The organism is Stutzerimonas kunmingensis (assembly GCF_900114065.1).
GTDB lineage: Bacteria > Pseudomonadota > Gammaproteobacteria > Pseudomonadales > Pseudomonadaceae > Stutzerimonas > Stutzerimonas kunmingensis.
In genome coordinates this window covers 311922-324867 of the sequence record NZ_FORS01000003.1, presented here as the reverse complement: position 1 = coordinate 324867, position 12946 = coordinate 311922, and the positions used below count along the sequence as shown (strand labels likewise).

General features: G+C 63.3%; 13 protein-coding genes. 11 read left to right on the top strand and 2 right to left on the bottom strand.

Annotated features, from left to right (window positions below; translation table 11 throughout):
• Positions 1 to 68 precede the first annotated feature (68 nt).
• Together BM275_RS09590 and BM275_RS09585 are read left to right on the top strand one after the other, a co-directional pair.
• The gene (locus BM275_RS09590; RefSeq protein ID WP_046617744.1) at positions 69 to 1280 is read left to right on the top strand and encodes a putative DNA modification/repair radical SAM protein; all 1212 of its coding nucleotides are present in this window, start codon (positions 69 to 71) and stop codon (positions 1278 to 1280) included.
• Positions 1280 to 2116 (top strand): TIGR03915 family putative DNA repair protein, encoded by an 837-nt coding sequence (locus tag BM275_RS09585; RefSeq protein ID WP_041015115.1) that lies wholly within the window; start codon positions 1280 to 1282, stop codon positions 2114 to 2116. Before BM275_RS09590 ends, BM275_RS09585 begins: the two co-directional genes overlap by 1 nt.
• Here BM275_RS09585 and BM275_RS09580 read toward each other — a convergent pair.
• Together BM275_RS09580 and pilT are read right to left on the bottom strand one after the other, a co-directional pair.
• Complete coding sequence (locus BM275_RS09580) at positions 2113 to 3258, bottom strand: PilT/PilU family type 4a pilus ATPase (protein WP_015275295.1); 1146 nt, start codon at positions 3256 to 3258, stop codon at positions 2113 to 2115. The genes BM275_RS09585 and BM275_RS09580 overlap by 4 nt on opposite strands.
• A 60-nt stretch (positions 3259 to 3318) precedes the next feature.
• Positions 3319 to 4353, bottom strand: a complete 1035-nt coding sequence (pilT, locus tag BM275_RS09575; RefSeq protein WP_003303153.1) for a type IV pilus twitching motility protein PilT — start codon at positions 4351 to 4353, stop codon at positions 3319 to 3321.
• 64 nt (positions 4354 to 4417) lie between these two features.
• On the opposite strand from pilT, the gene BM275_RS09570 reads away from it, so the two are divergent.
• The 9 genes from BM275_RS09570 (at position 4418) to hemW (ending at position 12940) form a co-directional block, all read left to right on the top strand.
• Positions 4418 to 5107: a YggS family pyridoxal phosphate-dependent enzyme gene (locus BM275_RS09570; RefSeq protein ID WP_090520825.1), complete on the top strand. Its 690-nt coding sequence runs from the start codon at positions 4418 to 4420 to the stop codon at positions 5105 to 5107.
• A gap of 10 nt (positions 5108 to 5117) precedes the next feature.
• Entirely contained in the window at positions 5118 to 5942 is an 825-nt protein-coding gene (gene proC, locus BM275_RS09565; RefSeq protein ID WP_014818745.1) for a pyrroline-5-carboxylate reductase, read from the top strand.
• Between the two features lie 50 nt (positions 5943 to 5992).
• Positions 5993 to 6583, top strand: a complete 591-nt coding sequence (locus tag BM275_RS09560) for a YggT family protein (RefSeq protein WP_041015113.1) — start codon at positions 5993 to 5995, stop codon at positions 6581 to 6583.
• A gap of 271 nt (positions 6584 to 6854) precedes the next feature.
• Positions 6855 to 8822, top strand: a complete 1968-nt coding sequence (locus tag BM275_RS09555; RefSeq protein WP_090520823.1) for a dynamin-like GTPase family protein — start codon at positions 6855 to 6857, stop codon at positions 8820 to 8822.
• Positions 8823 to 8950: 128 nt separating this feature from the next.
• Positions 8951 to 10090, top strand: coding sequence for a homoserine O-succinyltransferase MetX (metX, locus tag BM275_RS09550; protein WP_014818742.1), 1140 nt, complete (start codon positions 8951 to 8953; stop codon positions 10088 to 10090).
• A gap of 9 nt (positions 10091 to 10099) precedes the next feature.
• Positions 10100 to 10699 (top strand): methionine biosynthesis protein MetW, encoded by a 600-nt coding sequence (gene metW / locus BM275_RS09545; protein WP_023446081.1) that lies wholly within the window; start codon positions 10100 to 10102, stop codon positions 10697 to 10699.
• A 26-nt stretch (positions 10700 to 10725) separates the two neighbouring features.
• Positions 10726 to 11148, top strand: coding sequence for a DUF4426 domain-containing protein (locus BM275_RS09540; protein ID WP_023446082.1), 423 nt, complete (start codon positions 10726 to 10728; stop codon positions 11146 to 11148).
• Entirely contained in the window at positions 11145 to 11738 is a 594-nt protein-coding gene (rdgB, locus tag BM275_RS09535) for an RdgB/HAM1 family non-canonical purine NTP pyrophosphatase (protein ID WP_023446083.1), read from the top strand. Before BM275_RS09540 ends, rdgB begins: the two co-directional genes overlap by 4 nt.
• Positions 11735 to 12940, top strand: coding sequence for a radical SAM family heme chaperone HemW (gene hemW / locus BM275_RS09530; protein ID WP_090520821.1), 1206 nt, complete (start codon positions 11735 to 11737; stop codon positions 12938 to 12940). The genes rdgB and hemW overlap by 4 nt, the downstream gene beginning before the upstream one ends.
• Positions 12941 to 12946: the final 6 nt, after the last annotated feature.

The window sequence follows — 12946 nt, the reverse complement described above, 5'->3', positions numbered from 1 at the left end:
GCCAGTCGGACCTTGCCGCCATGCGCAACCGTGATACTGTATATGCGAACAGTATCACGGCCACCACCATGCAATTGATCGACAAACTCAGCGTGCTCGCCGACGCGGCCAAGTACGATGTTTCCTGCGCCAGCAGCGGCGCGCCGAAGCGCAGTTCGAAGGGCAAGAGCGGACTCGGCGCCACCAATGGCATGGGCATCTGCCACAGCTTCACGCCGGATGGGCGCTGCGTGGCGCTGCTGAAGATCCTGCTGACCAACTTCTGCCTGTACGACTGCCAGTACTGCGTCAATCGCCGCTCCAGCGATGTGCCGCGGGCGCGCTTCACGCCGGAAGAAGTGGTCAGCCTGACGCTCGACTTCTACCGGCGCAACTGCATCAGCGGCCTGTTCCTCAGCTCCGGCATCATCCGCTCGGCGGACTACACCATGGAACAGCTGGTGCGGGTCGCCAGGCTGCTGCGTGAGGAGCACGAGTTTCGCGGCTACATCCACCTCAAGACCATTCCAGATGCCGACCCACTGCTGATCGCCGAAGCCGGCCGCTACGCCGACCGTCTCAGCGTGAACATCGAACTGCCGACCGAAACCAGCCTGATCCGCCTGGCGCCGGAAAAGCAGGTGGTAACCATCAAGCAGGCCATGCATACCATTCACCAGGGCGAAACCGAGGCCAGCGCGGAGCGGCGGGCACCGCGCTTCGCGCCTGCCGGGCAGAGCACGCAGATGATCGTTGGCGCCGACAACACCGATGACAGCACCATCCTGCATACCGCACAGTCGCTGTACGGCAGCTATCGACTGCGCCGGGTCTACTATTCGGCCTTCAGCCCTATTCCGCACAGCCCCAATACCGTGCCTTTCGCGGCACCACCGCTGATGCGCGAGCATCGCCTGTATCAGGCCGACTTCCTCATGCGAGGCTACGGCTTCAAGGCCGGGGAGCTGCTCAGCGGGCCAGGCAACCTCGCGCTGGATATCGATCCCAAGCTGGCCTGGGCGCTGGCGCACCGCGACCAGTTTCCGGTGGACCTCAACCGCGCCGAACCGACGATGATCGCCCGCATTCCCGGAATCGGCATGCTCAGCGCGAAACGCCTGGTGGATCTGCGCCGGCAGAAGCGCATCCGCTTCGAGGATCTGACCCGTCTGCGCTGCTCGCTCGAGAAAGCCAAACCCTTCGTCATCACTCAGGATTACCGGCCAAGCCTGGCAGGGCAGGAGTCGGCCATGCTGCGCCAGCATCTGCGCGACACCCCCGCACAACTGGCGCTCTGGTAATGGTCACGGTGCGTTTCGATGGAAGCTTCCAGGAGTGGCGAGTTCGGGCTCGCGCGCTGCTGCAGAGCTGCGTCGCGCCACATGAGCTGAACTGGGCCAGCGACGATGAATCGACAGGGCTATTCGACGATCCCTCGCCGGCACCTTCAACGGAAGGCGGACCGCGCATTCGCGTCCCCCGACAACTGCTGGACGAACTCGAAATGGCCGCGCGCTATCGCACCGAGCAGCGCTGGAGCCTGCTGTATCGCGTGCTCTGGCGGGTCAACCAGGGCGATTCGAGTGCGCGAATGGTCGGCGACATCGATGGCAGCGAACTGCATGGGCGCATCAAGGCAGTCCGTCGTGAGGCCCATCATCTGCATGCCTTTCTTCGCTTCAGCCCACTGCAGACCAGTGATGGACCGCGGCACGTCGCCTGGTTCGAGCCTGCGCACGACATACTGCCCTGGGCGGCGGGACACTTCGCCGAACGGATGGGCGGCAATAGCTGGCTGATCGCGACGCCGGAAGAAGGGGTTTGCTGGGATGGCCAAGACATGTACTACACCCGCCCCTGCCCGCCGCCGTGGCGGCAGCTGGCGCAGAACGCAGCGGACCCCGGCGGCGAGCTATGGAAGGCGTATTACGAAAGCACGTTCAACCCGGCCCGGCTGAACCGCGGCGTACTGGAGAGCAACCTGCCTGTGCGCTTCTGGAAGAATCTGCCCGAAGGCATGTTGATCCCGCAGTTGATGAGCCGCGCACGAGCCGGTGCGCAGCGTGACGGCCAGGCCGAGCGCGTCGCCGCGAGAAGCGGAAAGCGCATCGGCCTGGATGCAAAACAGGCCGACTAGCGGAAGCTGCGGCCTGGATCGTCGTCACTGACCTCAAGGCTCAGGCCCTGGGACACGCTGGTCAGATGCTCGCCATCGGTTTCCGATCCCAGCTTGATCAGCAGACGCAAATCGTTGGCCGAATCGGCGTGCAGCAACGCATCTTCGTAGGTGATTTCACCCTGCACATAGAGGTTGTACAGCGCCTGGTCGAAGGTCTGCATGCCCAGCTCGGTGGAGCGCTTCATCAGCGACTTGAGCTCATGCACCTCGCCCTTGCGGATCAGGTCGGCCGCCAGCGGCGTATTGATCAGCACCTCGATCACCGCACGACGCCCCTTGCCGTCAGGCGTCGGCACCAGCTGCTGCGCGACGATGGCCTTGAGGTTGAGCGACAGATCCATCCACACCTGGTTGTGACGGTCGGGCGGGAAGAAGTTGATGATGCGGTCCAGCGCCTGGTTGGCGTTGTTGGCGTGCAGGGTCGCCAGGCAGAGGTGGCCGGTTTCGGCGAATGCCACGGCGTAGTCCATGGTTTCACGGGTGCGGATCTCGCCGATGAGGATCACGTCCGGCGCCTGGCGCAGGGTGTTCTTCAGGGCCACTTCGAACGAGCTGGTATCGATACCGACCTCGCGCTGGGTGACGATGCAGCTCTGATGCTGGTGGATGAATTCGATCGGGTCTTCGATGGAGATGATGTGCCCGCTGGAATTCTTGTTGCGGTAGCCGATCATCGAAGCCAGCGAGGTCGACTTGCCGGTACCGGTGGCCCCGACGAACAGCACCAGCCCGCGCTTGGTCATCGACAGCTTCTTGAGGACGTCCGGCAGCTTGAGTTCTTCGATGGTCGGAATGTTGGTTTCGATACGCCGCAGCACCATGCCGGCGAGATTGCGCTGGTAGAATGCACTGACCCGGAAACGGCCGATACCGCGGGCGCTGATGGCGAAGTTGCACTCATGGTTCTCGGTGAACTCGCGGCGCTGCTGCTCGTTCATAACGCCGTGCACGGTCTCGCGGGTCATTTCCGGCGACATCGCCGTCTTGCTGACCGGCATGATCTTGCCGTTGACCTTCATCGAAGGCGGCACGCCTGCCGTGATGAACAGATCGGAGCCGCCCTTTTCCACCATCAGGCGCAGAAGTTTCTCGAATTCCATCGTCGTACTCGCAATCGTGGCAAGCGCCGCATGAGGCGGCGCCCGGTAGTTGTCAGGCGTTTAGAAGTTTTCTGGCTGCTTGGCCTTTTCCTTGGCGCTGTCTCGCGAGATCAGCCCTTTGGCGAGCAGCCCCTTGAGGCACGAGTCGAGGGTCTGCATGCCCAGCGAGCCGCCGGTCTGGATCGAGGAATACATCTGCGCCACCTTGTCCTCGCGAATCAGGTTACGGATCGCCGGCGTACCGATCATGATCTCGTGGGCCGCGACACGGCCGCCGCCAACCTTCTTCAGCAGGGTCTGCGAGATCACCGCCTGCAGCGATTCGGAGAGCATCGAGCGGACCATGGACTTCTCTTCGGCCGGGAACACGTCGACCACGCGGTCAATGGTCTTGGCCGCTGAGGTGGTGTGCAGCGTGCCGAACACCAGGTGACCGGTTTCCGCAGCGGTCAGCGCCAGGCGGATGGTTTCCAGGTCGCGCATTTCGCCGACGAGAATGATGTCCGGGTCTTCACGCAGTGCCGAACGCAGTGCCTCGGAGAAGCCCAGGGTGTCACGATGGACCTCGCGCTGGTTGACCAGGCACTTCTTCGATTCGTGAACGAATTCGATGGGGTCCTCGATGGTAAGGATGTGGTGGTACTTGGTGTTGTTCAGGTAATCAAGCATCGCCGCCAGGGTGGTCGACTTGCCCGAGCCGGTCGGTCCGGTGACCAGCACGAGCCCGCGCGGCACATCGGTAATCTTGCGGAAAACCTCGCCCATCCCCAGGTCTTCCATGGTCAGCACCTTGGAAGGAATGGTCCGGAACACCGCGCCGGAACCGCGATTCTGGTTGAATGCGTTGACGCGAAAACGCGCCACGCCCGGCACTTCGAACGAGAAGTCGGTTTCCAGGAATTCCTCGAAATCCTTGCGTTGCTTGTCGTTCATGATGTCGTAGATCAGCGCATGCACCTGCTTGTGGTCCATGGCCGGCAGGTTGATTCGCCGCACGTCGCCATCGACGCGGATCATCGGCGGCAGGCCGGCGGAAAGGTGCAAATCCGACGCACCCTGCTTGGCGCTGAAGGCCAGCAGTTCTGTGATATCCATGGGACTCCCCAATTACAAGCAAGCAGGTAGAATGCCGCGCAGACCCAAGGCGGCGGCGCAAGTAATGTCCACGATAGAGAAGAATATTGCAAAGGTCGCAGCGCGCATCCGTGAGGCGGCGCAAGCTGTGGGACGCGACCCTGCTTCGGTCGGCCTGCTGGCGGTGAGCAAGACCCAGCCGGCCGCCGCCATTCGCGAGGCCGCCGAAGCCGGCATGCGCGATTTCGGCGAGAACTATCTGCAGGAAGCGCTGGATAAGCAGGCCGAGCTGAGCGAGCTGCCGCTGACCTGGCACTTCATCGGACCGATCCAGTCGAACAAGACCAAATCCATCGCCGAACACTTCGACTGGGTGCACTCGGTGGATCGCCTGAAGATCGCCCAGCGCCTGTCCGATCAACGCTCAGCCGAGCTGCCGCCGCTGAATATATGCCTGCAGGTGAATGTCAGCGGTGAGGCGAGCAAATCCGGCTGCGCGCCAGAGGAACTGCCGCAGCTGGCACAGGCTGTCGCCGCGATGCCGCGTCTGCGCCTGCGTGGACTGATGTGCATTCCCGCACCGAGCGAAGACCCCGCCGAGCAGCGCGCCGCCTTTGCCCGCCTGCGCGCATTACGCGATGAACTGCCACTGACACTGGATACGCTGTCCATGGGCATGAGCCAGGACCTCGAAGCGGCAATTGCCGAAGGCGCGACCTGGGTCCGCATCGGCACCGCACTGTTCGGCGCCCGCGACTACGGACGCCCTCAATAAAGGAATCGCTATGACCTCACCCCGCATCGCCTTCATCGGCGCCGGCAACATGGCTGCCAGTCTGATCGGCGGGCTGCGCGCCAAGGGCGTCGCAGCGGACGCCATTCGCGCCAGCGATCCAGGCGCCGAGCAGCGCGCGAAAATCAGCGCCGAGCACGGCATCCAGACGTTCGCGCAGAACGCCGATGCACTGGCCGGCGCCGACGTGGTGGTGCTGTCGGTCAAGCCGCAGGTCATGCAGGCGGTCTGTCAGGATCTGACTCCTCATCTAGCCCACGGCCCCCTGATCGTCTCGATCGCCGCCGGCATCAGCTGCGACAGCCTGCAGCGCTGGCTAGGCCCGCGCCCTCAGGCGATCGTGCGTTGCATGCCCAACACGCCGGCCTTGCTGCGTCAGGGCGTCAGCGGCCTGTTCGCCAATGCCCAGGTCAGCGACACGCAGAAGCAGCAGGCCGAGCAACTGCTGTCGGCCGTCGGTATCGCGCTATGGCTCGAAGAAGAGCACCTGATCGATGCGGTAACCGCCGTTTCCGGTAGCGGTCCTGCCTATTTCTTCCTGCTGATCGAAGCGATGACGGCTGCCGGACAGCAGCTCGGCCTGCCCCGCGAGACCGCCGCGCAACTGACCATGCAGACCGCGCTGGGCGCAGCTCGCATGGCTTGCGAAAGCGACGTCGATGCCGCCGAACTGCGGCGTCGCGTCACCTCGCCGAACGGAACCACCGAAGCGGCGATCAAAGCCTTCCAGGCGGGCGGCTTCGAGCAACTGGTGCAGCAGGCGTTGAACGCGGCCGCACAACGCTCGGCCGAACTGGCCGAACAACTGGGTCAATAGGTCTGTTGACGCTTCGTTCGCGACGAAACAACAGCCTCTAAGGAGCATTCATGTCCCAACTCTCGCAAGCCCTGATCCTCGTCATCCAGACGCTGGGCAGCCTCTATCTGCTGATCGTGTTGCTGCGCTTCATCCTGCAGCTGGTACGCGCCGACTTCTACAACCCGCTCAGCCAATTCATCGTCAAGGCAACCCATCCACTTTTGCGGCCGATGCGCCGCATCATTCCAAGCATGGGCACGCTGGATATTTCTTCGCTGATCCTCGCGCTGATCGTGCAGATGGTGCTGATGGCGCTGATCCTGCTGATCGCCTACGGCACCATCGGCAATCCCTTGCTGTTGCTGGTCTGGGCGCTGATCGGCATCACTGGGCTGTTCCTCAACATTTTTTTCTGGGCGCTGATCATCAGCGTGATCCTGTCCTGGGTCGCGCCGGGCAGCCACAACCCGGGCGCACAGCTGGTCAGCCAACTCTGCGAGCCGGTCCTGGCGCCGTTCCGCCGCCTGCTGCCGAACCTCGGCGGGCTGGATATCTCGCCGATCTTCGCCTTCCTGGCGATCAAGCTGCTGGACATGCTGGTAATCAACAACCTGGCCACCATGACCCACATGCCGAACATCCTGCGCATGCTCATCTGAGACGCCGTTCATGCTTTGCTGCCAAAGCGGCACCGAGGAGCCAAAAGCGCCTCGGAATGCCGCATGGCTGCACGTAGACTTCAACTTCTCGGCTTTTTCCATCCTGCCTCGTACTTTGCTGCGGGGTGTGAACGAGGACATCGACTCGAACCCGAGCCGCCCATGACCGCCCATGCCGCCAGCAAGGCCGCTCGGTCACGTCAGGCTTCGATTGAATTGACCTTGTACCGGCGGGTCCGATAATTCGCCGAATCACACCTCCGGGAGCTGGATGAGCATGGAACGTCTCGATCGACAAGTGGACGCCTACGTCACCTGGAAGCGTGACCTCATTCGTGAGATCACCCGTTACCGCAGCTGGCTGGCGCATAACCGGCTTTCCAGCGAGGGCGTCGAGGCGCGCCTGGAGCGAGCGCTGCGGGTGTTGCGCACCGATCACATCACCCTGGCTTTCGTCGGCGAGTATTCGCGCGGCAAAACCGAGCTGATCAATAGCCTGTTCTTCTCCAACTACGGTCAGCGCATCCTGCCTTCACGGGCTGGCCGCACCACCATGTGCCCCACCGAACTGCTGTTCGATCCGCGTTCGGAACGCTCCTACATCCGCCTGCTGCCCATCGAGTCGCGCCTGGAAGACACCAGCATCGCGCAACTCAAGCGCACACCGCGACTCTGGCTCAATCTCCCGCTCGACCCGCATGACCCGGAAAGCATGGCCGAAGCCTTTGCCCAGGTCGCGTTGACCAAGGCCATGCCGGTGGAACAGGCAATTCAGCTGGGCTTTGACCCGGCCGGCCTGGAAAGCAGCAGCAGTGGCGATACCGTACTGGTCCCGGCCTGGCGCCACGCCGTGGTCAACTTCGACCACCCGCTGTTGCGTCAGGGCTTGCGCATTCTCGATACGCCCGGGCTGAACGCGCTGGGCAGCGAGCCGGAACTGACCCTGTCGATGCTGCCCAATGCCCAGGCAATCGTGTTCCTGCTTTCTGCCGACACCGGTGTCACCGCCAGTGACATGCAGATCTGGCAGCAGCACATCCGCCAGCTCGACGAAGATACGCAGAACAGCCTGTTCGCCGTACTGAACAAGATCGACGTGCTCTGGGACGATGTTGCCGGCGAGTCCTTCGTGCAGAAGGCCATCGAGGATATCCGTGACAACACCGCGCAACAGCTGGGCATTGATTGCGCCGACGTCCTGCCGCTATCGGCCAAACAGGCGCTGATGGCGAAGATTCGCGGTGACCAGGCGCTGCTCGAACGCAGCCAGCTGGCACGGCTGGAAGAGTTGCTCAGCCAGCGCATCCTCACGCAGAAGGAACGCCTGCTCGAAGACCAGGTGGTGCAGCAGGTGATGGCGCTGCTGCAGAACAGTCAGCATGCCCTCAAGCTGCGCCTGGAAAAGGTCATCGAGCAGCGCGATGTGCTGGCCAGTCATCAGGAAGGCAGCGGGCAGATGCTGCTCGAACTCACCGCGCGTACGCGGCACGATCACAACCGCCACCACAAGCGCCTGCTCGACCTGAAGACCAATCAGCGCCTGCTGCAACGCCAGGGTGAGCTGCTGCGCACGGCAATACGGGCCGAACGCCTCGAGGAGCACCTGACCCGGTTGCGACGCAGCCTGACCGGCAGCCTGACCACGCTGGGCATCAACCTGGCGATCCTGCACTTCTTCCGCTCGGTGGAACAGGACCTGGGCATCCTCGAGCAGGAGGCGGAAAGGGCCAACAAGATGGTTTCAGCGATCTACCGGCGGCACAGCGAAGAAAACCCCCTACAGGGTATCGACCCGCCGTTGTTCCAGTTGCTGCCTTATCAGCGCGAGCTGCGCAGCCTGCAAGGCAAGGCCGATCAGTTCCGCCTGCAGTTGAAGACCCTGCTCACCGAGCAGCGAACACTCACCAGACGCTTCTTCTCTACCCTGGTGCAGGAGGTCATCGGCATGCACCAGCGGCTGCGCCAGGAAGCCGAACAGTGGGCTGGCGATGCGCTGACGCCGCTGCTGCAGTTTTCCCTGGAACACAAGCAACAGCTGGAAACCCACATCCTGCAGTTGAAGAGCCTGGCCAGGGAGAGCCAGCAGAACAGCCAGCGCGGACAATTGCTGACGCGCTACAGCGGCGAACTGGAGCTGCAACTGGCACAGGCCGCAGAAATGCTCCGCGCGCTGCGCCGACCGGCGCCGTTGCGGCGGCAGGGCAAGGTGGTCAGCCTGACCAGCGCGCAGATCAGCTAAAGCTGTCGCCATTTCGTCGCAGCCCGCGAGGAAATGGCGAGAGCCCCGCTCGCCGTTGCATTTCAGGATGAATTGCAACGCGCATACCTTTAGACTTTGCCGCCTTCTTCAAGCAAGAGCCAGGGTCGATGCCCACTGCAATTCCCGCCGATTCCGTTGGCCTGGTGAGTCCGCAGGTCGCGCATTTTGCCGAACCACTGACACTCGCCTGCGGCCGTACGCTGGCCGATTACCAGCTGATCTATGAAACCTATGGCGAGCTGAATGCCGCGCGCAGCAATGCCGTGCTCATCTGCCATGCACTCTCTGGCCACCATCATGCCGCCGGCTACCACAGCATGGACGACCGCAAACCCGGCTGGTGGGATTCCTGCATAGGCCCGGGCAAGGCCATCGATACCGATCATTTCTTCGTCGTCAGCCTGAACAACCTGGGCGGCTGCAACGGTTCGACCGGCCCGAGCAGCACCAACCCGGCCAGCGGCAAGCCCTACGGTGCAGACTTCCCAGTGGTGACAGTGGAAGACTGGGTGCACAGTCAGGCACTTCTGGCCGACCGCCTTGGCATCGCCCAATGGGCAGCGGTGATAGGCGGCAGCCTGGGCGGCATGCAGGCCTTGCAATGGACCATCAGCTACCCTGAGCGAGTCCGCCACTGCCTGGCCATCGCCTCGGCGCCCAGGCTGTCGGCACAGAACATCGCCTTCAACGAAGTCGCGCGCCAGGCCATCCTGTCCGACCCGGAATTCCACGGCGGCCATTTCCAGGAGATGGGCGTGATTCCCAAGCGCGGCCTGATGCTGGCGCGCATGGTCGGCCACATCACCTACCTGTCCGATGACGCCATGGGCACCAAGTTCGGTCGCGGACTCAAGAGCGAGAAGCTCAATTACGACTTCAACAGCGTGGAATTCCAGGTCGAAAGCTACCTGCGCTATCAGGGCGAGGAGTTTTCCGGGCGTTTCGACGCCAATACCTACCTGCTGATGACCAAGGCGCTGGACTACTTCGACCCGGCGGCAGCCCACAACGACGATCTGGCCAAGACCTTCGAGGGCGCCCAGGCGCGCTTCTGCGTGATGTCCTTCACCACCGACTGGCGCTTTTCGCCGGAGCGCTCGCGGGAAATCGTCGACGCCCTGCTCGCTGCGCGCAAGGATGTCTGCTACCTGGAGATCGATGCGCCGCAGGGCCACGACGCCTTCCTGATCCCCAATCCCCGCTACCTGCAAGCCTTCCGCGGTTACATGAACCGCATAGCCGTATAAGGAACGAAGATGCGCGCCGATCTGGACATCATCCAAGAGTGGATTCCGGCCGGCAGCCGAGTTCTCGACCTCGGCTGCGGCAATGGCGAGCTGCTGGCCTGGCTTCGCGATCACAAGCAGGTCAGCGGCTACGGCCTGGAAATCGACCCGGACAACATCGCCGCCTGCATCGACAAGGGCGTCAACGTCATCGAGCAGAACCTCGACCTGGGCCTGGGCAACTTCGCCAGCGACAGCTTCGACATGGTGGTGATGACCCAGGCGCTGCAGGCCGTGCATTACCCCGACCAGCTGATGAAGGAAATGCTGCGCGTCGGCCGCCAGTGCATCATCACCTTCCCCAACTTCGGCCATTGGCGCTGCCGTTGGTACCTTGCGAGCAAAGGCCGCATGCCGGTGTCGGAGTTCCTCCCCTACACTTGGTACAACACGCCGAACATTCACTTCTGCACGTTCGAGGATTTCGAGCGGCTGTGCCAGGAAAGCGGTGCCAGGGTACTCGAACGCCTGGCAGTCGACCGCGATCATCGGCATGGCTGGGCCAGTCGCATATGGCCGAATCTGCTGGGTGAAATCGGCATCTACCGCGTCACCGGGCCATCCCGCTGAGCGGCTTCAACGCTGGAGGTAAGCACATGAAACGCATCCTGATCGGTCTGTTGGCCGCACTGCTCACATTGCCGGCGCTGGCCGAGCGCAAACACAGCGTCGGCGAATACGACGTCCACTACAGCGCCTTCAATTCGGGCTTCCTGCAGCCGGACATTGCCGCCGCCGCCGGACTCACGCGCAGCAAGACCCAGGGCGTAGTCAACGTCTCGGTGATCAAGGACGGCAAACCGGTCGCGGCGCAGGTCAGCGGCGTAGTGAAGAACCTGCTCGGGCAGGATCGCCCGCTGGGCTTCAAGCAGCTCAAGGAAGGTGACGAGGCGATCTATTACCTCGCGCAGTTCCCCTTCGACTCGCAGGAAACCCTGCGTTTCGCCCTCACCGTTCAGCCGACCGGCGCCGAGCCGTTCAGCTTCGAGTTCAACCAGGAATTCTTCCCCGACCGATGATGCCTTTTTCCGAACTGGTACTGGCCAGCCACAACGCCGGCAAACTCAAGGAGCTCCAGGCCATGCTCGGTGACGCGGTTCGCGTGCGCTCGGTGGCCGAGTTCAGCACCGTCGAGCCGGAGGAAACCGGTCTTTCCTTCGTCGAGAACGCCATTCTCAAGGCGCGCAACGCCGCGCGGATATCCGGTCTACCGGCGCTCGCCGACGACTCCGGCCTGGCCGTCGACGCCCTCGGCGGCGCACCGGGCATCTACTCGGCGCGCTACGCCGATGGCCAGGGCGATGCCGCCAACAATGCCAAGCTGCTGGACGTCCTGCGTGAGGTTCCGGATGCCGAACGCGGCGCGCAGTTCGTCTGTGCCCTGGCGCTGGTGCGCCACGCCGACGATCCACTGCCGATCATCTGCGAAGGCCTCTGGCACGGCCGCATCCTGCATGCAGCACGCGGCGAGCATGGCTTCGGCTACGACCCGCTGTTCTGGGTGCCGGAATGCGACTGCTCCAGCGCCGAGCTGCCTGCAGCGCAGAAGAACCAGCTCAGCCACCGTGCACGCGCCATGGCCCTGCTCAAGCAGCGGCTGGGGATATGAAAGCGGCAGACTCAGCCCCGCTAAGCGCCAGCGAAGGCAACCACGGCGCGCCGACAACGGCAGGCTTCGAATTGCCCCCGCTGGCGGCGTACGTACATATTCCCTGGTGCGTGCGCAAATGCCCGTACTGCGACTTCAATTCCCACGCGGCCGGACCCGAACTGCCCGAAGACGCCTATGTCGCCGCGCTGCTGGCCGATCTTCGCGCGGATCTTGAGCACGTCGGGGACCGCCGCCTGACTTCGATCTTCTTCGGCGGCGGTACGCCAAGCCTGTTTTCTGCCAAGGCACTGGCGGCGATCGTCGACGGGCTGGAACGGCTGGTCGGCTTTTCCGAGGACATCGAGATCACCCTGGAAGCCAATCCGGGGACGTTCGAACAGGCCAAGTTCCGCGACTACCGCCAGCTAGGCATCAACCGGCTGTCCATTGGCGTGCAGAGCTTCCAGGCCGACAAGCTCAAGGCGCTCGGGCGCATTCACGACGGCGACGAAGCGATTCGCGCCGCCGACATGGCTCGCGCCGCCGGCTTCGACAATTTCAACCTCGACCTCATGCACGGCCTGCCGGACCAGAGCCTGGAGGATGCGTTGAGCGACCTGCGCATCGCCATCGCGCAGCAACCGACGCACCTGTCCTGGTACCAGCTGACTTTGGAGCCGAACACGGTGTTCTGGAGCCAGCCGCCGCAGCTGCCCGAAGACGATATCCTCTGGGACATCCAGGAAGCCGGCCAGGCGCTGCTCGCCGAGCACGGCTATCGCCAGTACGAGACCTCCGCCTACGCCCAGCCCGGGCGGCAGGCGCGGCACAACCTGAACTACTGGACCTTCGGCGATTTCCTCGGCATCGGTGCCGGCGCCCATGCCAAACTCAGCCACGCCGACGGACGCATCCTGCGCAGCTGGAAGACCCGCCTGCCGAAGGACTACCTCGATCCGGCCAAGGCCTTCCGCGCAGGCGAAAAGCTGCTGGCAGCGGATGAATTGCCCTTCGAATTCCTGATGAATGTGCTGCGCCTCACCGACGGCGTACCGGCCATGCTGTTCACTCAGCGCACCGGACTGCCGCTGGATGTGCTCGCCAAGCCACGGCGCGACGCCGAAGCGCGCGGCCTGCTCTCGGCTGACCCGGCGCGCCTGGTGGCGACGCCGAAGGGCCAGCTGTTTCTCAACGACCTGCTACAGAGCTTCCTGCCTTAAGGACAC

What these genes read in the sequence shown, in the direction of transcription:
- BM275_RS09590 (WP_046617744.1), top strand. Translation starts at nt 69, where the DNA reads ATGCAATTGATCGACAAACTCAGCGTGCTCGCCGACGCGGCCAAGTAC.
- BM275_RS09585 (WP_041015115.1), top strand. Translation starts at nt 1,280, where the DNA reads ATGGTCACGGTGCGTTTCGATGGAAGCTTCCAGGAGTGGCGAGTTCGG.
- BM275_RS09580 (WP_015275295.1), bottom strand. Translation starts at nt 3,258, where the DNA reads ATGGAATTCGAGAAACTTCTGCGCCTGATGGTGGAAAAGGGCGGCTCC.
- pilT (WP_003303153.1), bottom strand. Translation starts at nt 4,353, where the DNA reads ATGGATATCACAGAACTGCTGGCCTTCAGCGCCAAGCAGGGTGCGTCG.
- BM275_RS09570 (WP_090520825.1), top strand. Translation starts at nt 4,418, where the DNA reads ATGTCCACGATAGAGAAGAATATTGCAAAGGTCGCAGCGCGCATCCGT.
- proC (WP_014818745.1), top strand. Translation starts at nt 5,118, where the DNA reads ATGACCTCACCCCGCATCGCCTTCATCGGCGCCGGCAACATGGCTGCC.
- BM275_RS09560 (WP_041015113.1), top strand. Translation starts at nt 5,993, where the DNA reads ATGTCCCAACTCTCGCAAGCCCTGATCCTCGTCATCCAGACGCTGGGC.
- BM275_RS09555 (WP_090520823.1), top strand. Translation starts at nt 6,855, where the DNA reads ATGAGCATGGAACGTCTCGATCGACAAGTGGACGCCTACGTCACCTGG.
- metX (WP_014818742.1), top strand. Translation starts at nt 8,951, where the DNA reads ATGCCCACTGCAATTCCCGCCGATTCCGTTGGCCTGGTGAGTCCGCAG.
- metW (WP_023446081.1), top strand. Translation starts at nt 10,100, where the DNA reads ATGCGCGCCGATCTGGACATCATCCAAGAGTGGATTCCGGCCGGCAGC.
- BM275_RS09540 (WP_023446082.1), top strand. Translation starts at nt 10,726, where the DNA reads ATGAAACGCATCCTGATCGGTCTGTTGGCCGCACTGCTCACATTGCCG.
- rdgB (WP_023446083.1), top strand. Translation starts at nt 11,145, where the DNA reads ATGATGCCTTTTTCCGAACTGGTACTGGCCAGCCACAACGCCGGCAAA.
- hemW (WP_090520821.1), top strand. Translation starts at nt 11,735, where the DNA reads ATGAAAGCGGCAGACTCAGCCCCGCTAAGCGCCAGCGAAGGCAACCAC.